At 43.7% G+C, this 21,411-nt stretch carries 23 protein-coding genes and 1 pseudogene; 7 read left to right on the plus strand and 17 right to left on the minus strand.

What is annotated here, in order from left to right; all coding sequences use genetic code 11:
- Positions 1 to 19: 19 nt before the first annotated feature.
- The 10 genes from Ga0451573_RS14570 to Ga0451573_RS14615 form a co-directional block, all read right to left on the minus strand.
- Positions 20 to 754, minus strand: a complete 735-nt coding sequence (locus tag Ga0451573_RS14570; protein ID WP_231684868.1) for a 4Fe-4S double cluster binding domain-containing protein — start codon at positions 752 to 754, stop codon at positions 20 to 22.
- Between the two features lie 128 nt (positions 755 to 882).
- Entirely contained in the window at positions 883 to 1,329 is a 447-nt protein-coding gene (locus Ga0451573_RS14575; protein ID WP_231684869.1) for a carboxymuconolactone decarboxylase family protein, read from the minus strand.
- 136 nt (positions 1,330 to 1,465) lie between these two features.
- Positions 1,466 to 2,194 (minus strand): ABC transporter ATP-binding protein, encoded by a 729-nt coding sequence (locus Ga0451573_RS14580; protein ID WP_231684870.1) that lies wholly within the window; start codon positions 2,192 to 2,194, stop codon positions 1,466 to 1,468.
- Entirely contained in the window at positions 2,185 to 3,021 is an 837-nt protein-coding gene (locus tag Ga0451573_RS14585; RefSeq protein ID WP_231684871.1) for an ABC transporter permease, read from the minus strand. The genes Ga0451573_RS14580 and Ga0451573_RS14585 overlap by 10 nt, the downstream gene beginning before the upstream one ends.
- A 45-nt stretch (positions 3,022 to 3,066) precedes the next feature.
- The gene (locus Ga0451573_RS14590; RefSeq protein WP_231684872.1) at positions 3,067 to 4,131 is read right to left on the minus strand and encodes an ABC transporter substrate-binding protein; all 1,065 of its coding nucleotides are present in this window, start codon (positions 4,129 to 4,131) and stop codon (positions 3,067 to 3,069) included.
- 135 nt (positions 4,132 to 4,266) lie between these two features.
- Positions 4,267 to 5,316, minus strand: coding sequence for an MtaA/CmuA family methyltransferase (locus Ga0451573_RS14595; RefSeq protein ID WP_231684873.1), 1,050 nt, complete (start codon positions 5,314 to 5,316; stop codon positions 4,267 to 4,269).
- 53 nt (positions 5,317 to 5,369) lie between these two features.
- Positions 5,370 to 6,341 (minus strand): tetrahydromethanopterin S-methyltransferase subunit H family protein, encoded by a 972-nt coding sequence (locus Ga0451573_RS14600; RefSeq protein WP_231684874.1) that lies wholly within the window; start codon positions 6,339 to 6,341, stop codon positions 5,370 to 5,372.
- A 154-nt stretch (positions 6,342 to 6,495) separates the two neighbouring features.
- Positions 6,496 to 7,542, minus strand: a complete 1,047-nt coding sequence (locus Ga0451573_RS14605; protein WP_231684875.1) for a uroporphyrinogen decarboxylase family protein — start codon at positions 7,540 to 7,542, stop codon at positions 6,496 to 6,498.
- Positions 7,543 to 7,595: 53 nt separating this feature from the next.
- A complete protein-coding gene (locus tag Ga0451573_RS14610; protein WP_231684876.1) occupies positions 7,596 to 9,548 on the minus strand; it encodes an ASKHA domain-containing protein in 1,953 nt (650 codons plus the stop codon).
- A 35-nt stretch (positions 9,549 to 9,583) separates the two neighbouring features.
- Entirely contained in the window at positions 9,584 to 10,246 is a 663-nt protein-coding gene (locus Ga0451573_RS14615) for a cobalamin B12-binding domain-containing protein (RefSeq protein ID WP_231683892.1), read from the minus strand.
- 701 nt (positions 10,247 to 10,947) lie between these two features.
- On the opposite strand from Ga0451573_RS14615, the gene Ga0451573_RS14620 reads away from it, so the two are divergent.
- The 3 genes from Ga0451573_RS14620 to Ga0451573_RS14630 all read left to right on the plus strand — a co-directional run bounded on the left by Ga0451573_RS14620 (position 10,948) and on the right by Ga0451573_RS14630 (position 12,901).
- Positions 10,948 to 11,721 (plus strand): helix-turn-helix domain-containing protein, encoded by a 774-nt coding sequence (locus tag Ga0451573_RS14620; protein ID WP_231684877.1) that lies wholly within the window; start codon positions 10,948 to 10,950, stop codon positions 11,719 to 11,721.
- Between the two features lie 51 nt (positions 11,722 to 11,772).
- Positions 11,773 to 12,450, plus strand: coding sequence for a corrinoid protein (locus tag Ga0451573_RS14625; protein WP_231684878.1), 678 nt, complete (start codon positions 11,773 to 11,775; stop codon positions 12,448 to 12,450).
- 121 nt (positions 12,451 to 12,571) lie between these two features.
- Entirely contained in the window at positions 12,572 to 12,901 is a 330-nt protein-coding gene (locus Ga0451573_RS14630) for a DUF6951 family protein (RefSeq protein ID WP_231684879.1), read from the plus strand.
- Positions 12,902 to 12,988: 87 nt separating this feature from the next.
- On the opposite strand, the gene Ga0451573_RS14635 is transcribed toward Ga0451573_RS14630, so the two are convergent.
- On the minus strand, positions 12,989 to 14,308 hold the full coding sequence (locus Ga0451573_RS14635) for an FAD-dependent oxidoreductase (protein ID WP_231684880.1): 1,320 nt from the start codon (positions 14,306 to 14,308) through the stop codon (positions 12,989 to 12,991).
- Between the two features lie 286 nt (positions 14,309 to 14,594).
- Between Ga0451573_RS14635 and Ga0451573_RS14640 the strand changes: the two genes are divergently transcribed.
- The 4 genes and pseudogenes from Ga0451573_RS14640 (at position 14,595) to Ga0451573_RS14650 (ending at position 15,931) form a co-directional block, all read left to right on the plus strand.
- The gene (locus Ga0451573_RS14640; RefSeq protein ID WP_331459432.1) at positions 14,595 to 14,942 is read left to right on the plus strand and encodes a UPF0182 family protein; all 348 of its coding nucleotides are present in this window, start codon (positions 14,595 to 14,597) and stop codon (positions 14,940 to 14,942) included.
- Positions 14,943 to 14,953: 11 nt separating this feature from the next.
- Positions 14,954 to 15,079 carry a hypothetical protein gene (locus tag Ga0451573_RS20315; RefSeq protein WP_353740077.1) on the plus strand — a complete coding sequence of 42 codons (126 nt, stop codon included), beginning with the start codon at positions 14,954 to 14,956 and terminating at the stop codon, positions 15,077 to 15,079.
- Positions 15,052 to 15,678, plus strand: a pseudogene (locus tag Ga0451573_RS14645) (UPF0182 family protein); the annotation flags it as partial. The gene Ga0451573_RS20315 and the pseudogene Ga0451573_RS14645, both read left to right, overlap by 28 nt.
- Positions 15,653 to 15,931, plus strand: coding sequence for a hypothetical protein (locus Ga0451573_RS14650; protein ID WP_231684882.1), 279 nt, complete (start codon positions 15,653 to 15,655; stop codon positions 15,929 to 15,931). The pseudogene Ga0451573_RS14645 and the gene Ga0451573_RS14650, both read left to right, overlap by 26 nt.
- A gap of 253 nt (positions 15,932 to 16,184) precedes the next feature.
- Here Ga0451573_RS14650 and Ga0451573_RS14655 read toward each other — a convergent pair whose 3' ends face one another.
- The 6 genes from Ga0451573_RS14655 to Ga0451573_RS14680 form a co-directional block, all read right to left on the minus strand.
- Complete coding sequence (locus tag Ga0451573_RS14655) at positions 16,185 to 17,279, minus strand: RES family NAD+ phosphorylase (protein WP_231684905.1); 1,095 nt, start codon at positions 17,277 to 17,279, stop codon at positions 16,185 to 16,187.
- Positions 17,279 to 18,217 carry a sce7725 family protein gene (locus Ga0451573_RS14660; RefSeq protein WP_231684883.1) on the minus strand — a complete coding sequence of 313 codons (939 nt, stop codon included), beginning with the start codon at positions 18,215 to 18,217 and terminating at the stop codon, positions 17,279 to 17,281. Before Ga0451573_RS14660 ends, Ga0451573_RS14655 begins: the two co-directional genes overlap by 1 nt.
- 3 nt (positions 18,218 to 18,220) lie before the next feature.
- Positions 18,221 to 19,072, minus strand: coding sequence for a sce7726 family protein (locus tag Ga0451573_RS14665; RefSeq protein ID WP_231684884.1), 852 nt, complete (start codon positions 19,070 to 19,072; stop codon positions 18,221 to 18,223).
- Between the two features lie 280 nt (positions 19,073 to 19,352).
- Complete coding sequence (locus tag Ga0451573_RS14670; protein ID WP_231684885.1) at positions 19,353 to 19,556, minus strand: hypothetical protein; 204 nt, start codon at positions 19,554 to 19,556, stop codon at positions 19,353 to 19,355.
- Positions 19,557 to 19,716: 160 nt separating this feature from the next.
- Positions 19,717 to 20,004 carry a hypothetical protein gene (locus tag Ga0451573_RS14675; protein WP_231684886.1) on the minus strand — a complete coding sequence of 96 codons (288 nt, stop codon included), beginning with the start codon at positions 20,002 to 20,004 and terminating at the stop codon, positions 19,717 to 19,719.
- Between the two features lie 248 nt (positions 20,005 to 20,252).
- Positions 20,253 to 21,395, minus strand: coding sequence for a THUMP domain-containing class I SAM-dependent RNA methyltransferase (locus tag Ga0451573_RS14680; protein WP_231684887.1), 1,143 nt, complete (start codon positions 21,393 to 21,395; stop codon positions 20,253 to 20,255).
- Between the last annotated feature and the right edge of the window lie 16 nt (positions 21,396 to 21,411).

The following is a 21,411-nucleotide window of genomic DNA, read 5'->3' on the forward strand; positions in this document are numbered from 1 at the left end:
AAAGCATAACAATTTATGCCTATTTTCCGTTTTTGGTCCCACCTAAAGGACATGCAAGCACACAAAGCCCGCAGATATATTTCTGGAATACTCTTACTGTATATGTCATATGATGAGCACAGGCGTCAATATCGATAAACGGTTCTGCCTTTTCTCCGCGCTGCCACTCAATATTCTTGATGGCTGAGGCAGGACATGCATTGACACACCTGGAACAATTCCCGCATTTACTCTTCGTGTAAGGATTTGGAGATACTTCAACCGGTGCATCTGTGAGGACGGTTGCCCAACTCAACCGCGCACCATAAAGATGATTTACCAGCAGCCCGCTCTTGCCCACCCAGCCCAAGCCTGAGCAGGTAGCCGCAGTTTTATGCGGAAACAGCGGGTAGAGCTTAGAGATGAAACTGACGTCAGGTTTAGCTGTATCGGGAGGAATGGCAAGTGTCCGCCAACCCCTGCTTTTAAGAAAAGTGGTCACTTTCTTCTGAACGGCGTCCAGCACTCTGTCAACCTCTTCATACTGGTTGGAATAGGCTGTCATTGAGCCGCACTTATATGTGCCGCTGTATTTAGGATGCCTTACAGCAATCGCGATCGCATTTGGTATATGTTGTAATTCAGGCGCCAAACCCACACTGACATCTCCAAAACCCACCAGCGTAGCTCCCCAGGTGATGACTTTATCCTTCAATTCACCTGAATTAATTGTCTTGGTCCGGTTCTCCTTTAAGCGCATTGGAAAGTTCAGCATATCCCGGCACCCTCTCCCATTAGTATATTTCCTTTAAACATTGATTATATTGCTAATTAATATTTTGATTTCCCTAATCGCATGATTATATAATAGCGGAGGGGCCGAGCCCCTCCTTTAGGCAATTTCTAGTAAACGCCGTGGTCCCACTTGGGAGCCGGCAGGTATTCCCAGGGCTCGCCTGCCTGTATTTTCTGAGCCAACTGAACACACTTGTAAGCATATTCAAAGGCATACGGAATTCCAGGGCCTGCGGGAACAAAACCACCCAGCATCATACCGATAGCTGCCGCTTCGAATACTTCCTCAACAGTAGCGCCGGCCTTAACTGCCGGGTAAACGTGAACAATACACCTTGGTGAGCAGTAACCAACACCGCCGGCCATAAAAATAAGTTCTTTAACCTTACGGCTTAAAGCGCCATCTGCCCACATGCTGTTGTAGAAATCAGCAAAAGTAACACCTGCTTTAGGGTTCACCTCGTTGATAACCTTAAACATCCGTGGTACGAACAGCATACTGTCAACCATATACTTATTAGCTTCTTCAGGGGTATACTTTTTCTCTTCACTCATAATCATTCGCTCCCTTCACTTAATTGATAAATTAACTTTCTTCTGTCTGGAGAAATAAGTACTTTTCTTTCACCTCCCATGATATTTATGCCTTTAAGGGCCCCTGTTTATTCAGGGAAACCCGCTAAAGCCTAATTTAGCTCTCTATCATCTCCAGAATCCTTCTCCTGTTGCGGCAGAACTCGGTATCTGTCCGGTTACGCGGTCTGGGAAGGTTAATATCCAGAACCCTTTTAATCCGTCCCGGCTTGGCCCCCATAATTATCAGCCTTTCAGACAAGAAGACCGCTTCATCAATATTGTGGGTGACAAAGAGAATAGTCTTCTTTTCCTTTTCCCACAAATCTATCAATTCTGCCTGCAGCATATTCCGGTTAAAGGAATCCAAGGAGGCAAAGGGCTCATCCATTAACAGGAGTTTTGGGTTGTATGCCATGACCCTGGCAATAGCAATCCGCTGCTTCATACCTCCCGATAGCTGCTTAGGGTAATAACTGCGATACTCGGCAAGGCCAACTTTATCCAGGTTTTTCCTGATAATGTCATCCCACTGGTGCTTATCTATTTTCCTGGCGCGCAGGCCAAATCTCATGTTGTCTTCAACTGTATACCAGGGAAACAATGCGTCCTCCTGAAATACAAAACCTACTTCACCGTCATCAAGGGACACCGGACTGTTATTCAGCGTCACCTTGCCTGCCGTCGTATTGTGTAGACCTGCAATAACCTTGAGCAGAGTACTTTTGCCACAGCCGCTGGGGCCGACAATACAGCAAAAACACCCCTCCTCCACATCGAGACTTAGGTTCTCAAAAATAGGTGTTCCCCCAAACTGCTGGGTAACCTCTCTCAAAATCAGCGCCATGGTACCAGCCTCTTTTCTGTTAAGAGAATAGCCTTATTGATCAGGCTTCCCACAATACCGATAGCTGCCATCCCGCTGATTATCTCAGCCGTCCTGCCCCCAACTGAGTAGGAGGACCAGATGTAATAACCTATCCCCAGCTTACCCCCAACAAATTCAGCTGCTACTATAGACATCCAGCCAACACCAAAGCCGACCCGGATTCCGTTAAATATGGAAGGAAGCGAGGCAGGCAGCATCACCTGCAGCAGAACTTGCCTAGGTGAAGCGCCCATAGTCCTGGCTGCTTCCAGATGTATCCTGTTTATCATACTTATACCGTGAATGGTATTTAGTAAAATCGGGAAAAAAGCCCCTACAAAAACAACAAATATCTGTACATACTCTGTAGGACTGCCGGTATTGGCAAACATTACATATGCAAGTGGTATCCAGGCTAGAGGCGGGATAGGCCTTAACATTTCCAGAATCGCTTCGAAGTATTTTCTCAATGGCTGAACAGCGCCCATTAAGACACCCAAACTTACGGCTACAACTATGCTGACCGCACAGGCTTTAATTACTATCTGAAGGCTTGCCCAAACAATCCCGGGCAGTGTCCTGTTGTACAAAGGGTCTCCGCTGATGATAAGGTCAATAAATACCCTCAGAGTTGTTATGGGAGAAGGCAGCTCCAGCAGTTGTAAGCTTGCCGTAAGCTGCCATACTATAATAATCGTTGCTGCTGACAGTAGTCTAAGGACTTTATCACCTAGTGTTCTGAATAAACCTAAACCCACGGACCGGCCAGCTGCATGCTCAGCAGTCGAATAATCAAACAGGCCCATTCCGCATCATCCTTTTTGTAACTTCTGACTCCTAAATCCTGACTCCTATTTAATTACCGGTCTCAGCCCTTCTGCCCTGAGGGCCTTATCCAGAAGTGTATACTGTACTGTGCCAACTCCCGGAACGGCAATCGTCTTTCCAGCCAGATCGGCAACAGATTTAATCTCATCTTTCACTACCAGACCGGAACCCTCATTATTGGCCCCTGCCACTATTTCAATTTCTATATTGTCATTAATCCTCTTCAAAGTCGCCGGAGCGCCGCCAAGATACGCAATATCAACATCCTTGGCCTTAAACGCCTCCATTACGGCAACGCCATTGGGGAATACCTTGCTTTCCAGGTTCTCACCGTTCACCAGTCCTACATGACTGTAGTAACCCTCCTTGTCAGCCACAAACATGGGTAACTGGTGGAGGTCAGCCGCCAGGTATCCCAGGCGAACCTTTGTCTCGGCCGGTACATTTGCAGGTTTCCAGCCGGCATCTTTGTCCATTTCACCGGAAACCTTATCGTAAACAGATTCTTTTAAAAATGCATCAAAAAATCCGTCACTGTCAGCATATCCGATGGATTCAACAGAGTTCTTTAACAGCTTTCCTTCAACCAGGCTGTTATAATACTCCTCAAACTTATCCTTGGCGGGATATTCAACATAAGTGATGTTCTCCAGGGATTTCTTAACCACAGCTTCACCTTTCCCGGTGAACTCAGCGGCATACTGAAGCACTTTCTCCCTGTTCTCAGGATCATTAATAAATCTAACAGCCTTAACATGGGCCCAGACTAAAGCCTCAGTTGTATTTTCATCAGTAAATTCTTTATTCACGGCAATAACACAACATGGGTGGTCATCCCAAACCTCCTGGGAAGTAAACAGGTATTTTCCGAGACCATCATTTACTGCTGTACTGTTAAAGGGCTCCCAGGCAATAAAACCGTCTATTTCCCCGGCCTTCAGTTGTTCCAGCATGGCGGGTGGAGCTGTCTGGGTCAGGTAAACCAGTTTTTCCTGCTCCTGTCCACCGTTGTTCCCGTTATTAGAACATCCCGAAATGGCAGCTATTGCCAAAAGCAGTAGTACAGTAATTGTCAGGGCTTTTTTCATATAAGTATTTTCCTCCTGTACAAGCGGATTATGGAACCCCCCGAAAGTGTAAAGGGTGGATTCGGGGGCCGGTCCCAACCTGCAAAGAAAAGACCGGCCTTAAATCCACTATATATAAGTTAACGCCAAGCGAGGTTATCTGTTTTTACGAACCCACTTTGCTGCGCCTTGATTTTTAACTGTGTCTACCATTGCCTTGAGATTCTCAATAGGAGCGGTCGGCCAGATATCACAGCTCGGCCATACTGCATCACAGCTTGCTTCAAGAGCGGCCAAAGTAGCTTTTTCAACATCTTCCGGTGAACCGTTAACCAGTACATTGAAGGCATCGATGTTGCCAAAAATCAGCGGCTCATAACCAATTACTTCACGACTTGCCGCCAGGTCATTCTTGGTTTCAACGGAAATAGCGTTAAATTTGCACTCATGAAGAATGTCCATAATCTTGTTGGTACCACCACAAATGTGGATTGTAAGAGGTACATCCTTAAGAGCTTCCCTTACCTTAATCAGGTGAGGCTGGATTACATTGCGGAACACCTTGGGGCTAAGTACGTCAGTGGTAGCGCCCATCTCACGAACATTGATATAATCAGCGCCTGCTGCTACCAGTTCCTTAGCAATTTTTATTGTTACATCTGAAACCCGGTCCAGCATTTCGTTAACCATCTTAGGCTTTTTAAATGCCAGTTTAAACAGGTCGTTCAGATCCATTAGCTGACCGGCAAGGGTGAATGGACCAAGTACATAGGTACCAATAGCTACATCATTACCAATATCTGCCTTCAGCAACTTGATAGCTTCACAAACCATGGGAACCCTGCCCCTTTTCTCAACATCGGCAGGAATTGGGAAAGTGGTCATTTCCTCTTCTGAGTGGCAAACCTTTTCCTTAATGGTTGGATAAAGAAGCTGATCCACTTCCTCGTAAGGGTTCATTACACAGCCGATAGCTTCAGCCTCCAGACAAAGGTCATAAGGAACGATAGCACACTCATAGCCAAACAGCTTATAAGATGATGCGGCTGTATCAGCCATCATCTTAGCATCTGTGTGCACCTTGGAAAACTTATAGCCAAACTGCTCCAGTCCTGCAGTGGTAACGTTACCCATACCGCTGTAGCAGGTAGGTCTTTCAACACTTTTGCCGTTAAGCTGGTCAAGTACTAATTGTCTTGAATTCATATAGTAAATACCTCCAGTTTTAAGTAAATGATTCCTAATCCCGAACAGACTGATTAGTCATGTACAGGCATAGACTGTTCCCCACCGGACTTCAGCTTCTCAGCGAAGTCATTAAAGAACTTATAGAACGGATGATTCGGATTGGTCGGGAGCTGACCTGTCTCATGTTGAGCCATAGCGGCTGCCATAACTGCGCCTGAGACAACGGCCGGGAACATCTTGGGAGCAGCAACAATCGGTCCATAGAAAATAAAGTCGGTCCAGTAGAGAGTTGAACATCCCTGACCGGCAGCATTCATTGCAGCAAAACCGTCTTTACCGAACAATTCACGGGCTTCCTTCCACATGTAAGTACCATTTGAGCTGGCAACACCACAAGGCCATCCGGTTGCTTCCTTAACAATCCTGTTGGCTACACCTGAGAATGCAATTGCAGGCAGGTTCATAACAGAAGTATCAACAAGTATGGACTCAAAAGTACCGTCAGGGATTGATTCCATGATCTTGTTAAAGCTTGTCAGCCTGCCCTTGGGGGAAGGATCAGCCACATCGTAAGCCTGAACAATAACGTGCTTAATGCCCAGTTCCTTAAGCTTGGCCACCTGTCCCGGAATGTCTTTATCCCAGGGAGTAATACTGTTATATACCAAACGGTCCTGCAGGCCTTTTTTGGCTACATATTCTGCGGCCTCAAGGCGCGGCTTTTCCACCCACATGTCAATGGCGAAGGGACGGTCACTGATACTGGTGAACCAGTCAACATACCGGGCCATTTCCTCAGCAGAGTTGGCCACCATAGCCACAATTGCAGGAATACCTGTCAGTTTTTCCAGTTCTTCCTGCTTCTTAACATACTCTTCAGCTTTGGCCTTATCCCATTTGCCTTCTTTCCTGCTTTCAAGTACCTTGTCACCATTATGGAACATTGAGGAAATCAGCAAAGGCGGGTTTTGCCCATATTGGCCGCCAACCTTGAAATCAAAAATCTGGCATTCCTTTTGCGGTTTCTCTAATTTAAACATCATTTCACTCCTTATCGGAATTTTTATTCATTCGGAAACAATATGTAAAAGGGGAGCGGAGAGTGAAGTCTACTCCCCTTTTACGGAGAATGGGTAATACCTGATATTAACTTGTGGAGTTTATTCCTTAAATATACACGGCAATACCAATTTCCGATTAATAGCTAGTGTTTCTTCCTGTGCTGAGATATGCGTCAATGTTCTCTACTGTAACTGATGGTGGGATGTCACAGCCCGGCAGAAGTACATATCCGCCGTTAGCGCCGGCTTTGTCGATACACTCTTTAGCTGATTTAACACAGTCTTCCTTGGTGCCGTTATTCAGCACAAATACCGGTGGAGTGTTGCCTCCGATACACATTTTATCACCAATTTTAGCCTTGGCTTCCGCCAGGTCAACCTTCATGTCAAGGGCTATACACTGTGCCCCTGTATCTGGCATCATTTCCAGGCTCTTGGTAGTATCACCACAAATGTGGAGGAACCGGCCGCAGTTAAGCTCTGCAACCCTATCATGGAAGCTCTTCAGCCAGGGTACAGCAAACTTCTTGAACATCCGCGGGGAAATCAGATCCCCCGAAGCGGTAGCATCTGCAACAGCGGTTGCTTGAATCGAACCGTTTTTAATCATTGGCTCGTAGAAGTAGTAGACAATATCTGCTGCAATTTCAATAACACTGTTAACCAGGGCAGCTTTTTTGAACATGTCCTGCATCATCAACTCAACACCATACATCTGTGCTGCCAGCGAGAAGGGGCCCCATGCGGTAGCTGATACCAGGAAATCACTCCCGATTTTCTCCTGGACCAACTGGGCTGCTTCCCATATTGTCTGGATAACCGGATCTTTGGCTAATTCTCCGGGAATGTCCGGGTAGGTCTCCTTGAATCTTGCCAGGGCTTCATCTGATTGAATTAAAGGTTCTTCAAGGTCAGGTGCGCCTACCGGGCGGTATTTGATAGTGCCGCCGAAAGCCTGAAGCTGCACGTTGTTATAGCCAGAACCTACATACACCATGTCAGACTTGATTTCCTCATTTACTTTAACGACCATTTCGGCCATTTCCTTTGGCTTGCCGATTAATCCGTCAAAGGTATTGCCGGTATGCTTCATTGTCCATACGCCGCCACCATAAATGATAGCAGGGACTCTCGCCGGCACTTTGTTTTCAAAGGCCGCGAGCACACACTCTTTCGGCTTCATTACTGCACCTCCGTTCAATGGCAAATCTCTTGTTGGTAATCTGTACCGAATTTCTACTTTTTATATCCGGGAATCTTATCCAGGATATGCTGGATGCTGGGGAATTCGTCTACGCCATGAGGGAATGCCATGGCCTCAGCAAAACGCTCCTGGAAGTCAGATTCCATTGCTGTTTCAATAAACTCAACACTTGCAGCAACATCACGTGCTTCAATCCTCTTGTTCTTGTCAAGCAGTGCAGCCTGAGCGCCGTCACCGGCAGCATTTCCAACTGCGGCAACTTTGTCGAGATCACAGTCAGGGAACAGTCCGATAACAAGTGAGGATTCTTTGTCAATAAAGCTTCCAAAGGCGCCGGCCAGGGTTACCCGGTCGATTTTATTAATACCAAGACGCCTCATCAGCATTTTACATCCAACATAAAGGGCTGATTTGGCCAGCTGGACAGCACGGATATCACCTTGGGTTACGGTAATGTCCTTACCGATGCCGCTGTCTTCTGCAAATACCATGATATATTCGGGTTTGCCGCTTTCATCCTTACGGATTCTATCGGTATCAAGCTTCATGTTGAAACGTCCGGTTTTGTTGATAATACCTGCCTTGAATACTTCGGCAACCATATCGATGATACCTGAACCGCAGATACCCTTAGCATTAGATTTTTCACCACGGGCATAGAACTTATCATCACCGATAACCTTATAGGAGCACTCCTTGGTTTCCGGGTCAATACGAAGCTGTTCAATTGCTCCGGGGGCAGCTCTCATGCCAAACTTGATTTGAGCACCCTCAAGAGCAGGACCTGTAGCACAGGAAGTGGAAACGAGCTTATTCTTATTACCAAGGTCAATCTCACCATTGGTTCCGATATCAATAATCAAACGAATTTCATCATCTTGCTTGTACGGTTCTTCTGCAATAAGCACAGATACGTTATCAGGACCTACGAAACCGGCCTCAACAGGCAGTACATGAACATTTGCAGCCTTACCGATCTTAATATTCAGATCACGGGCTTTTACATCAAAGGGTGCACTAATAGCAGGAGCAAATGGTGAACGGCCCATATACTTTGGCTCAAGGTTTAAGAGACAGTGGTGCATTGCAGTGTTGAATACCAGCGTAATCTCAGTTACATCTTCTGCCTTTAAGCCTACTTTCTCAGTCATCCGCTCAGCCAGCGTGTTAATCCCTTCAATAATTGCATCATTCAGTTTGTCACGGCCATCATCATTCATCATGGCATAGGTAATCCGGGACAGAACATCTTCACCGTAACGCACCTGTGGGTTCATCATACCGTCTTTGATCAGCATTTCACCGGTACTCATGTCACACAGGTAAGCAGCTACTGTGGTTGTCCCGACATCAATACCAATACCATACCACTTTTCAGCAAATCCAGGTCTTACATCAATGATTTCACTGTCATGGAGAACGGTGGCTGTTACTTCCCAGTTTCCGTCTCTCATAACATTAGGGAGTTCCCTGAGAACGAAGTAATCCATACTCAGGTTTTCCAAACCATACTGATCTTTCAATGCATCCTGAAGACGGCTCAGGTCTGCCCTGTGGTCATCCAGAGTAGCAACGGGCATTTTCACGAAATAGTTCTTAACTGCAGGATCAAGCTTGAAAACCCTTTCCTTCCCTGTATCCAGAACTACCTGGTCAGCCTTACGGCTTTCCTCAGGTACAAAGACCAGGACATCACCCTTGATTTCGGTAGCACATGCCAAACGATAGTTATTGGCGATGTCTTCCGGCTTTAAAATTTTCTTCTCTTCTTCGGTTACAGGTGACAAGTGATCAGCCTGTGAATCAATACTGAATTTTTCAAAATAACCTGTTTCAAGCTTGATTTTACACTTTCCACACACCTTGTGAGCGCCACACGGTGCTTCAATATCAACACCCAGTTCGTGGGAAGCAGTCAGAAGGGTTTTGCCTTCCTCAACCTTACCGCGACGACCTGAGGGCTGAAATATTATATTATACTCCATACGAATACTACCTCCCTCGAAAACGTGATTTATATTTACTGCTGCAGGTCTTTCAGCGCCTTAACCATGTTCAGGGCATCTTTCAGGGCATTGTTGGCATCCTTGGCAAAGCCGTCAGCGCCCCACTTGTCAGCCAGATCCTCAGATACAGGAGCTCCACCAATCATGATTTTGCAATTGGGGTTCTTTTCCTTAATCTTGGCGATAATGTCTTTCATCCCAACCATGGTAGTTGTCATCATCGCTGAGAGAAGAACCAGTTCGGAATCGGTTTTCAGCTGCTCTTCAACAAACTTGTCCATAGGAACGTCACGACCGAGGTCATGAACATCGAAACCGGCTACGTCAAACATCATCTTAACGATGTTTTTACCGATGTCATGAACGTCGCCCTGGACAACTCCCATTACTACAGCGCCTTTAATACCGCCTTCTTTTTGTATGATATGGGGCTTCAGGATATCGAGGCCGGCATACAGAGCATCTGCACACATCAGCATTTCAGGAACGAAATACTCCTGCTCTTCGTACAGCCTGCCAACTTCGTTCATACCTTCCACGAGACCGTCAAATACTGCGTCATAAGCGTCGAGACCTTCGTCAACTACAGCCTGAGCCGCTTCTTTTACTGCATCCTCATCGTAATCAATAACTCCCTGCTTTAACGCTTCCCATAATTCTGCTTTCTTGTCTGCCATTTCAAAAAACCTCCTCTAAAATGTTAAATAGTTAATGAGATATAATAAAAAAAACAATAAGGGACCCTCACGGGGCTCTATATTAAATTAATCACCTCCCCTATTGAATATGATAATTACCGCTCTGGCTTCAGATAATGGGTGAATGTGAATACATGACCAAAGCGGTTTTTTATTGGGTCAATGGAACGGCGTGTAAGTTTATTTGGTGTATCCTGTTTTTACCTATACTTACTGTTATGGTAAAAATTAAGCCCGTTTTCAATTTTCTGTATATTTAATAAATTGCTATTATTAGCTTCTCCAGAATTGACCGGATTTCTTTAGGTTGATTGTCCCTGACTTCTCAGCATTATCCGCAGCTGGGAACAAAAGTAAAAGGTGTATATCGATTGGTTTATACGGTGTATGAATATTGCACCTATACTGTTACGTCGGTGATAAAAATAAGCCATCCAGCCAGAATCACCATGTGCAATAGGCGTAATAGCATTAAAAATATATAAATTTAATCAGGTTAAATTAATTATACTAAACCTTTTTTAATATAGCAATTGTTTTTTTTAAAAAATACGATAATTTGTCTTGTTTTGTACAATTTCCCCTGCATAATTGCGTTCCTGCTTAATATCCCTTTTCATAACCGTACATTTGTGGTAAAATTAACTTCAACATTTATTTAATTATTAGGGTGAGTGACCATGTCATTAGGTACTAAAATTAGAGATTTCCGAACCGAACGCGGGATGACACTTACTCAGCTGGCTAAGAAGCTTGATGTTTCCCCATCCTTCTTAAGCGCAGTTGAGAGAGATATCAAAAAACCGTCTCTTATTATGTTGAAAAAAATCAGTTCACACCTTAATATATCTCTATCTTACCTGATGACTGACTCCCGTGAAAACACCGTTACCGGGGAAAAACTCAAAAACATCCGTAAGGGACGGGGCTTAAGTGTCGACGACCTGGCAGAACTCAGCGAGGTTCCGGTCGAGGATATCAGCAGCATTGAAAGCAATACTATCAAGCCGACACTGGCCCACCTCGAGAAACTCTCAGCAGCTCTCAATGTGACTATTCGTTATTTTGTTGACAGGAGTTCTAATGGGACAAACCTAGGTGATAAGATAAAGGTCCTCAGAGAAAAACATGAAATGTCACAGGCGCAACTGGCTGGTATGGCGAGCATCTCACCAAGTCTGGTAAGCCAGATTGAAAACAACATAACGATGCCTTCTTTGGAGACTCTTGACAAAATTGCCGAGTGTCTGGACGTAGAAACTTCATATTTTCTGGTTGACACAAATAATGCCTCACAGTATTTATCCAGCTTAAGCCCAGAGGTCATTTCACTCATAAATGACCCGAAGGTCCAGGCAATCCTTAATGCAGTAAGAGACCTGCAGCCCGGTGAGCTGAAGTTTGTATTGAATTTTCTGGAGTTCTTTAAAATTAACCGTAAAGAGTTACAATAAAAATATAAATTCTAAGATTTTCGAAAGTTTAATTTATTAGGAGGGAACGGCGTGTTAAATTCAAAAGAAGGCCCTCTATTGTCATCTCTTAAAGAATCCGTAATCAACTTCGAAACAGACAAACTAGTTGAACTGTGCAGGGACTATTTGGAAAATGGGTTAGATGCCAACAAAGCTGTATTTGAAGGTTTGATCCCCGGGATGCTGGAAGTGGGCAGACTGTATGAGGAGCAAGTGTACTTTATTCCTGAAATGCTGATGTGTGCTGAAACTCTGTATACGGGGCTCGAAATATTCCAGCCCCATATGACCTCCCGGTTACAGAATGCAAAAGGGAACATACTCATAGGCGTAATTGAAGGAGATGTCCATGACATCGGCAAAAACCTTGTCAAAATGATGTTTGAAATATCTGGCTACAATGTAACCGACCTGGGACGTGATGTCCCTACCAGTGTTTTTGTGAATACCGCGTTAAATGAAAGTTATGATCTTATCTGTATGTCTTCAATGATGTCAACTACCATGTACGAAATGAAGGGTATTATAAAGAAGCTGAAAGAAAAGAAACCTGCTTTGAAGGTTATGATTGGTGGTTCTCCGGTTTCAAAACTGCATGCTATCAGGTGGAGGGCTGATGGTTATGCGTCTGACGCGCAGAAAGCCCTCACTATTGTCCAGCAGCTCCTTAATACTGTCAGGTTTATCCAGGAAGAAAACCGGAAATGACCTGAAAACTCTGAATAACTGATGTTGGATGATCGGTTTGGCTGACCGGTTTATTTTGGTTATATGTGGTTACTGATTATATGTGGTTATTTGATTATTTGTGGTGGGGGGGATTTAAATTGTGACTAAGGTGCGTGTTAATGCCGGCGCTTGTGGTTACACCGCGATTGTAAAGGTACAAGCCCTTGACCGGAAAAAAATTCATATAAATATTATTACTGCGTGCCGTATGCTGCAGTCCCTTAATGAAGAACTGGGGCTCATTGACTGGACTAAAGGGGTCTTTGACCGATTTTGTGATTCTGTCATTTACAGGACTGCCCACGAGAAGCTTAAACATACAGACTGCCCTGTTCCCATGGCTATTATCAAAGCCATTCAGGTTGAACTTAAGGGAGCGGTCCCGAAAGACGTCACCATGAAGTTTGAACCCACTGAAACCGGTAATTAAACTCAAAATTATTAAATAGAAAAGGTACAGGCCTGCAGGAATGCAGGATACTGTACCTTTTTGCTGTCACGCTTCGGCTGCTTCGCCTTAATAGCACTTATCAAGCGCCTGTGCCACAGGGCCGTACGGCCATCCCGATGCAGGTGTATAGATTGTTTCAATCCCTGCCAGGCGCCTGGCGGTAATCTTTTCACTGATAGCGACACTAAGTCTGTCCAGCTCTGCTGCGATATTGGCTTTGGAAATCATCTGAGCTCCCAACAGGAGATTTGTTTCCACATCATAAACTAATTTAATCTTCACAGGGTGACCCCCCATGTATTTTGGAAGACTCATGCCTTCATGCCAGATGGCCTTAACCTTTTTGCCCTGAAGGGAGGCAGCAGTTTCTTCAGTATATCCGACTCCTCCTACAAATGTCTCGCCAAGGTAGATAATAAAGGCACCCACCGCTCCCAGGTATTCAGCAGCGCTGTCACCGGTAAGGTGTCTGGCAGCAACTTTACCGGTCCTGACTGCATTATCAGCCTTCATCGATAGCACTGGCTGCCCGCTGATAACATCCCAACTCTCGGAAACATCCCCTATGGCATAAATGTCCGGGTCCGAGGTCTGCATATAGCTATTTACCTTAATGCCCCCGGTAGGTCCGATTTCCAATCCGCAGTCCCGGGCCAGTTCTGAATTGGGCCGGAAACCCGCAGAAACAACGACAAAATCAACATCATACTGGCTGTTGCTTAGATATACCCGTTTCTTTGCACCGGCATCTCCAACCTTAACAATCCGTTCTCCAAATAAAAATTGGATTCCCATTGCCTGCATCTTTTCAGAAACCATAGCGGCTATTTCCGTGTCCAGAGACCTGGCAAGTGGTCTGTCAGCAATATCAGCCACAATTACCCGTTCGTAATTCTGGCGCACCAGTACTTCTGCCATTTCTAACCCTATTGCCCCTGCGCCAATAATCATAGCTGACCTATTCCGGGGAATAATCTTTTCAAGCTCCCGCGCATAGGCCATATCTGTTCCCAGAATGTAGACCCCTTTGCCGTCCAGACCGGAAACCGGTGGCAGTACCGGTGTGGATCCCGCAGCAATGATAATTTTATCATATTCATATTTGCCGTCAGTAGTTGATATGTACTTCTCTTCCCGGTTTATTTCCGTCACAGCAGTTTTGAAATGATACCTGATATCCTTTTCCTCCATGGCCTTTTTGTCAAAACCCACGATTGTTTCAAAATCAGCTATTTGTTTCCCCAGGACATATGTCAGTTCACAAGGCCGGTAACCGGCAACATCCCTTTTGGTAAACACCTCGAAAGAGTTACCAGGCTGTCTGGCGGTAATTACCCGCGTGGCCACTGCCACTGAGCCCCCGCCTCCAATAATACAAATTTTCATTACCAGCGCTCCTCTCATAGTAAGTTTGCCTGAAAACATTTTATATCTCTATAGGGTACATTCTATTGCATATTAAAGCATTTGTAAATAATTGTTTCATCATAACTAAAGTTTAATGAATTTTTAAACTAAAATTTAATTTAAAAATTTACGAGGGTTCTCCCCCCTGACACAGAAGTATTAAATACTCCATCCTATACCTCAGTCATTTCCCAGGAGGCTTTTTCAACTCATAAGGAGGCTGTTTCATGAAAAAACAGATGTATTCCCTCTGCTCCTAATATTAATTATATTTGCCGCCCTTCTAATAAGGGTGCTTTCCGGCTTCTATGTTAAACTGGCCTGGTTTAGGGACCTGGGCTACAGTCAGCTTTTTATGACCCCATTGCTGGCAAAACTCCAGATTGGCGCAGCATCATTTATTATTTACTTCCTGATAATATTTATTATGGGCATTATTGCTTTCAGGGCATTATTGCTTTCAGGGTATTTACTAGCGCCCAGCGTGAGGAAATTAAGCCAAAGAACAGGCTGCATCTTTATGTCTTTGGCAAATGAAATTGACGCTTCAGGTTATGCCCGGCTGATTGAAAAGATATCCCCCCCAGTTCCAAAGTTGAAGGAATTGAAATAAAGGAACCACGTATCTATTTCGGTGAATTGACTAATGACGCCACCTACGGATATGTACTGGGCAATACTGAGGTAAAGGAATTTGACTATCCCCAGGGTCCGAAAAATTCCCCTATGCAGTCCCGGCAGGAAACCTGAACTATATCAGGAATTCGGTTAAAGCAGTGGTAGACCCTTATGATGGAACAGTGGACTTTTGTGCCATAGATGAGAAAGACCCCGTCCTTAAAGCCCTGTCCGGAATCTTTCCAAATGTATTTAAGGACCAAAACCTAATGCCGGCCAATCTCAGGGAACACATTAGATATCCTGAAGATTATTTTAATATCCAGGCCAATATAATGCTAAATTTTCACGTAAATAACCCATCTGTCTTTTACAGTCGTGAGGATATTTGGAAAATCGCTAAAAAAGTGGATGAAGGGGGTATCAGTAGTATTGAGCCTTATTATTCAGTTATGAAGCTCCCTGACGAGGAAGAAGCTCAATTTACCCTGATGATCCCCTTCACCCCGGCCAGCAGAAGTGAACAGCACCGCAATAATCTGGTGGCGTGGCTGGCAGCCCGCAATGATGGCGAACACATCCCGAAAAACGTTGGGGGCCAGGGTCCATTGATGATTGACAGCCTGATTGATCAGGATACCAATATCTCCAGCAAGCTGACCCTCTGGAGCCAGGGCAGAACAGCAGGGAGCATCAATTCCACAGATGCAGGCAATAGTTTTTGCCATTGACAAAAAAATAGTCATGGTGGAAACAAAATCCCTGGACAGGGCAGTAGCGGAATTCTTCGCTCAGGAAGGGAGACAGGGGTTAACCCCCGGCAACGCCCCGAAAACCGGTAAACCTGATGACTCCGTCGCCCCGGAGGCTACCGGCGGGTCTGACGAACCACATCAGGTTACACTAAAAGAATCTGTCCTGCAACAGATAGAGCAGCTTAAAAAACAACTTGAAGCTCTGGAACAAGATGTGAAGTCTTTGTAACACCCTGAGTTTGACAACCCCCGGATTACTTTGAGTTGTAAAAAAATCGTAACACAAACAGGGGTAGATTATTCCTCGGACGGACGACAGACTCCGCCCTCCGGAACACATCTACCCCTTTTATTATTGTGGTTACGCTTTTTGTCTATTTGCCTGACTTACTCCCCAACAATTATCCGAGAGGGATTATTGATGAAAAAACGATTTATTGTTCCAAACATTGAATAAGAGAGTTTATTCATAGAAAAAATGTTCACTTAAAAACCTCTTTACGGTAAATCAAATCTTTTATCATATAATTCTCTACATCAATGCACCTAAATAAATCCGGATAAAATATAGCTAAATTAAAACCATCTGGTTTCATAGTACTATTGTACTCTAATCCGGCATATTCAGCTCGCCCTTTATGCTTAATACTTTTAATAAAATCGCTTATATATTGGGTAGGAACATAATCCAAAGGACTATCGCTTCTGCGTAAGGCCTTCCCCATCTCAGCATTGATTTTATTCAAATGCTCCTTATTTATAGCATGTTCTAAATAATCAAGATTTTCTGTAAATGGACTAATTTTATTAATTAGTTTTAAATCTACTACAATAATATCCTCCTGCAATTGAAATTTACCAACAGTTATAAAATCAAATGCCCCGGCGCGTACTTCATGAATAGTTGTATCAATGTCACTAGCTAAGTATAAACACCTAATGCCTGGTGCGTTTGCCCGCCCACCTGATACCTTCTCATATAGTGGGGCACCCATTTCATCAGCGCGAAGTCCCCTGGATGAGGAAGAAATTCTGCCTCGATAGAAAATAGTTCCTTTCTTATATGATTTGCGTATAAAAGAGCAAAAACGCTCCAAAATTTCTAAGTTAATATGTTTGGTATGAAATCTATTTTCTTTTTTTAAAGCATTAACAAATCCTTCCCAACTATTAGTTTTAAGAAGCGAGTGTTCATTCAAAAATTCCCGATTGTAAAGTTCAGCTATTCCAACGGGACTATCAAACAGTTCGGGAATTTCTTGATATTTATCACTGCAAATGCAAGTTATAATTTTGTAAACATTAATCGCATCTAACTTATTAAAAATACTCCAGTTAGTGAGCAATTCATCTTTTAATAATCTTATTTCTGCTTTCGGGAATTCCGCTGGGAGTGATTGAACTGGTGTATAAATACTAATAAACTCATCAAAATATCCTACTAGCTTAGCATGTTCATCAGTATCATAAATATAAACGTTAGAGCCATGGCATATTTGGCAGTCCCCTTTTTTCCCAAGACCTTCAATAATCGGTTTGAGTTCGGAATCACAAAAACAATTATTGCAGCATATCATCACTTAATCTCCCCATCTAAAAATCTGCCCATAAGTTCAATATGATGCATTAGTGATAGCTTTTTAACAGTCCCTAACCCTGGATATGTTTCATTTTCATACATGTGGGTCAACATATTTATGCCAAATGTATTAAGTTTTTCTGTTTCATTCCACTGTACTAACTTCTCAACCGCCTCAGCAAATTTTCCGGCAGGGTCCGTTATATCATCGTTTGTATCTGAAACAAAATGCTTTATTCTCAAGCTATATTTTTCATCAAAATAAACAATGTGTATGGCCACGGCATAAGGGGCAAAACCAGTTTCGTAATATTCTTCACCCATTATGGAATAATCTGAAAATCCCATATATCCGTCTTCAATATAATAGAGGTGGTCACTAGAAAAAGGTTCATCCACCACTTCTGCATAATCAGTATTTCTACTCAGTTTTTTAAACTTATTCTCGATCATAACACGGTTATGCCTAATGCGTCTTCTAAAAACACTTTCATCAGGAATCATATTATATTTGGGTATATCCAGAGAAACAATATCCTCAAAAATAGGAATAGAATCTTCATCATTGCAAACAGTAATGATATCAGAAATACTCCCGCCACATTCCAACAGTTTTGTAATAGTTTTTTGAGAATGGGGATTTAAAAAATATACACTAAGAATGCTGTCTAACTTTATTAACTCTTTAAGTTCTTCTTTAATATGTTCGTTTTTATCTTTATTAAGTTCTGATACAAAATTACCCACTTGAGGGTTGCGAACCAATGCCAAATTTTTATTAGCACCCTGAAAAACTCTGAGCGTTTTAATTAGTGTAGCAGATACCTTGACGGGCTCAACTATTGGTATAATTTTATCACTTAATAGGCAATTGTCTACTAATTCTCTTAATGCAATTAGTTCAAACTGTCTTCCCCTCAAATATGGAAAGTACATAGCTTACCCCCCAAACTTGTTTTCTAAAAACCTTTTTAACTTTATATAGTCCAATTTTTTAAAATTTGAAAAGTACACCAAAAATTTTAATTCGTAGGGAATAGTAGCATATGAGGAGACATCAATACGATTCCTGTTTTTCAATTCTTTCAAAAACAACTCATAAGCCAATGAAGTATCAATCTGACAAAACATTTTTCTGCATGCACTATAATACTTGAATTGTGAAACGTCCGGCAAGCTTCCATAACAACTTAAAAGTACATTTTCGTATTCATGCTTACGCAAAATTTTGAAGACAATATTGAGGTCCAAGTAAGAGTTGTTCTCCAAAGCCCTCTTTTTATTACTTAAACTGTTACGAGAAGTCAAGACATATATCCCCACAGATGTATCTAAAAGTAGTTTTTCAAGAGTTGGATAGTTTGACTCACAGGTAACTACAGCAACATGGTTAAAGGCTTTATAATAATCATTTAACTGTGTTTCGAGGCGTTCAAAATTATCTAACTCAGTTTTAATCTCATATACAATAGCTTTACCGTTTATGAGGATAAAATCTGCTTTGGATTTAGATACGGGAACCTCTGTCAAGGCAGTTGTGGTTCTAGGACTATGGATTCCAAGTAATAATTTATTTAAGAGAGTATTTTTGTAAAAATATTCGTTCCTGTATTTTTTGTTTAGCTCTTGATATATCTCACTTATAAGCTGTTGGTTATTTTTATCGTAGGGGTCGTTTATATATCGCTTAATTGCTATAGCATACGTCTCTACTGTATGTTCCTCAATCAATTCTTTGAAGGTGTTACGAGAAAAAACACGATTCAAAATTAGATAATTGCTTACATTCATGTTCTTTCACCTCCAAAATTAAACACTCATTCATAATATAGTATAATATAAAACTAGTTTAAAATCATCAAAATGTTGCAGTAATATAGGCTTCGTTCCTTTTATACTTAAAAGAATACTAATAATTAAAACTGGAAACTTAAATAGACCTTGCATACCTTACCAAGCTTGATAGTTATCGTAATCTATCTAGACGTCTGTCATAGCGGTACTGAGTTACTGTCTCTTTGTAGATGAGGGTATTTTCCCATGTCGTCATAAAAGTATGCGGCTCTTCGCCCTAAGGTTTGATGACTGCTTCCAGGAGGTTGAAGTTGTAGTACAAGGTACAAGTTTTGCCTTTAGAATTGGTCGTGAAGCAGCCTTCCCCACCATAGGTCAGGGTAGCGGAATTGCCGTTGCGGTCAGTAATCCGGTCTGGAATCGCATCTGGATTAAAGTGGTAAGCCGTATCATAGCTGGTATGATAAGTAAGTTCCGTCACTTTTAGCTGCATTTTCTTCGGTTACATCACTGTCGGAAATATAACGGCTGCCTGACTTGTGCGTAAGAAGTAGCCCCCCAGTCACCACCGGTGTCAAGGATAGGGCTGTCTTTGTATTTGATGAGCATTTTGTCATATCCCAGGTACCAGTAGTCCGGATTTATTCCTGTCTGGGCTTAAATTGAATTACCTTAGCCGGTTTCCGGACAGGCCGGGAAACCGGCTGGCAGGAGCCGCATCCGGAGCATCCCGGACTGGCGGCAGCAGGCACTTTACGCCAGCGCACTATCCATCCATTGTCAACCTGCAGCAGTTCTGTCTCTATATCATACTGCGGCCCACCCGGTATGCTGGACAGCCTGGATTCAGTAACCTTTACCACAAGTGCAGCCTTGTCGGCTTCCTTTTCGGTTGCATATATAGACTTCAGAGTTACCCACTGTTCCACATAAAACAACTCCCATAATCAATTCGCTCAGAGTTTTCTTTTAATCCTCGACCTTGGTAACCGGTGAATGTGGTAATGTGTTGTACAAGATTTTCCTTACGCTCCCGCCTCTCGTTTTGGCGCGCCAAAACGAGAGGCGGCAATCTTATCAGAAAAGCCCAATGAGCCATCGAGTTCGGGGACGCTGCCTTGTTGCCGGGAGTGGCAGCTTAGACTCATAGGCGGGGTGTGGAAAATCAGTACAACACCTACTCCACCCTGCGCGGCGGCCGTGGCCCAAAATACTGGTAGTAGTGGCACTCAATCCTGCCATTATAAAGCTTCCGCCTCTTATCTGCCTTCCGGCCAAAAAGCTGTTCAAAACGCGGGTATGAGGTAATGATATAATAGGACCAGGTATCCAAAGAACCGAAAACCCTGCCCATTTCCCGGTAAAGCGCTTCCACCTCTTTAGCCTCTCCCAGACGTTCCCCATAGGGTGGGTTGCATACAATATACCCATATTTGGATTTTGTGCGTACCTCCGAAACGGGAAGACGCTGAAAGTGGATATGTTCAGCAACACCGGCAGCCTGTGCATGATACCTGGCCAGGCTCAAAACCTTTTCATCAATATCAGTCCCGATAATCCGCAGTTTACGGTCCCTCTTAACAAGATCGGCTGCTTCAGTCCTGGCTTCGTACCATAACTTCTCCGGAACAGCCGGCCATAGTTGAGCATCAAAACTTCTTTGGTTACCCGGAGCAATATTTAAGCCTATCAGGGCTGCCTCGACAGGAAGGGTTCCCGAGCCGCACAATGGGTCCATAAAAATCCTGTCGTCAAACCACCTGGCCAGGTTAATCATCCCTGCTGCCAGGGTCTCCTTCAGCGGAGCCTCGGAACTCAACTTCCGGTATCCCCTTTTGTGAAGCCCTGCTCCGCTGGTATCCACAGTCAGTGTGGCCACATCCTTCAAAAGGGCCACTTCTATGGAATAACGGGGGCCGTCCTCATCAAACCAATCCCGGCGGTACTTTTCTTTCATCTTTTCGACAACCGCTTTTTTCACAATTGCCTGGCAGTCAGGAACACTGTGCAGTTTGGATTTTATTGATTTCCCGTTAACCGGGAAATTAGCATTCACCGGCAGCCACTCAGGCCATGGCAGAGCCTTAGTCTGCTGAAACAGTTCTTCAAAAGTAGCTGCCTCAAAAGACCCCATTTTCAACAGAACCCTGTCAGCGCTTCTAAGCCAAAGATTAGCCCTGCAGATAGCAGCTTCATCTGCAGTAAAAGTAACCCGGCCATCTTCTACAGTGACCTCCGGATAACCCAGATTCCTGACTTCGCGGGCAACCACTGCCTCTAAGCCAAAGGTAGCGGTCGCTATAAGTTCGATTTTGGACATAAGCCGATCTCCTATC

This window comes from Phosphitispora fastidiosa, assembly GCF_019008365.1.
Taxonomy (GTDB): Bacteria; Bacillota; Thermincolia; order Thermincolales; family UBA2595; genus Phosphitispora; species Phosphitispora fastidiosa.

Coding starts and splice junctions, on each gene's coding strand:
- Ga0451573_RS14680 (WP_231684887.1), bottom strand. CDS start 21,395: ATGTCCAAAATCGAACTTATAGCGACCGCTACCTTTGGCTTAGAGGCA.
- Ga0451573_RS14585 (WP_231684871.1), bottom strand. CDS start 3,021: ATGGGCCTGTTTGATTATTCGACTGCTGAGCATGCAGCTGGCCGGTCC.
- Ga0451573_RS14570 (WP_231684868.1), bottom strand. CDS start 754: ATGCTGAACTTTCCAATGCGCTTAAAGGAGAACCGGACCAAGACAATT.
- Ga0451573_RS14575 (WP_231684869.1), bottom strand. CDS start 1,329: ATGAGTGAAGAGAAAAAGTATACCCCTGAAGAAGCTAATAAGTATATG.
- Ga0451573_RS14610 (WP_231684876.1), bottom strand. CDS start 9,548: ATGGAGTATAATATAATATTTCAGCCCTCAGGTCGTCGCGGTAAGGTT.
- Ga0451573_RS14660 (WP_231684883.1), bottom strand. CDS start 18,217: ATGTACTTTCCATATTTGAGGGGAAGACAGTTTGAACTAATTGCATTA.
- Ga0451573_RS14655 (WP_231684905.1), bottom strand. CDS start 17,279: ATGATATGCTGCAATAATTGTTTTTGTGATTCCGAACTCAAACCGATT.
- Ga0451573_RS14590 (WP_231684872.1), bottom strand. CDS start 4,131: ATGAAAAAAGCCCTGACAATTACTGTACTACTGCTTTTGGCAATAGCT.
- Ga0451573_RS14605 (WP_231684875.1), bottom strand. CDS start 7,542: ATGAAGCCGAAAGAGTGTGTGCTCGCGGCCTTTGAAAACAAAGTGCCG.
- Ga0451573_RS14620 (WP_231684877.1), top strand. CDS start 10,948: ATGTCATTAGGTACTAAAATTAGAGATTTCCGAACCGAACGCGGGATG.
- Ga0451573_RS14665 (WP_231684884.1), bottom strand. CDS start 19,072: ATGAATGTAAGCAATTATCTAATTTTGAATCGTGTTTTTTCTCGTAAC.
- Ga0451573_RS14580 (WP_231684870.1), bottom strand. CDS start 2,194: ATGGCGCTGATTTTGAGAGAGGTTACCCAGCAGTTTGGGGGAACACCT.
- Ga0451573_RS14615 (WP_231683892.1), bottom strand. CDS start 10,246: ATGGCAGACAAGAAAGCAGAATTATGGGAAGCGTTAAAGCAGGGAGTT.
- Ga0451573_RS14650 (WP_231684882.1), top strand. CDS start 15,653: ATGCAGGCAATAGTTTTTGCCATTGACAAAAAAATAGTCATGGTGGAA.
- Ga0451573_RS14595 (WP_231684873.1), bottom strand. CDS start 5,316: ATGAATTCAAGACAATTAGTACTTGACCAGCTTAACGGCAAAAGTGTT.
- Ga0451573_RS14600 (WP_231684874.1), bottom strand. CDS start 6,341: ATGATGTTTAAATTAGAGAAACCGCAAAAGGAATGCCAGATTTTTGAT.
- Ga0451573_RS14635 (WP_231684880.1), bottom strand. CDS start 14,308: ATGAAAATTTGTATTATTGGAGGCGGGGGCTCAGTGGCAGTGGCCACG.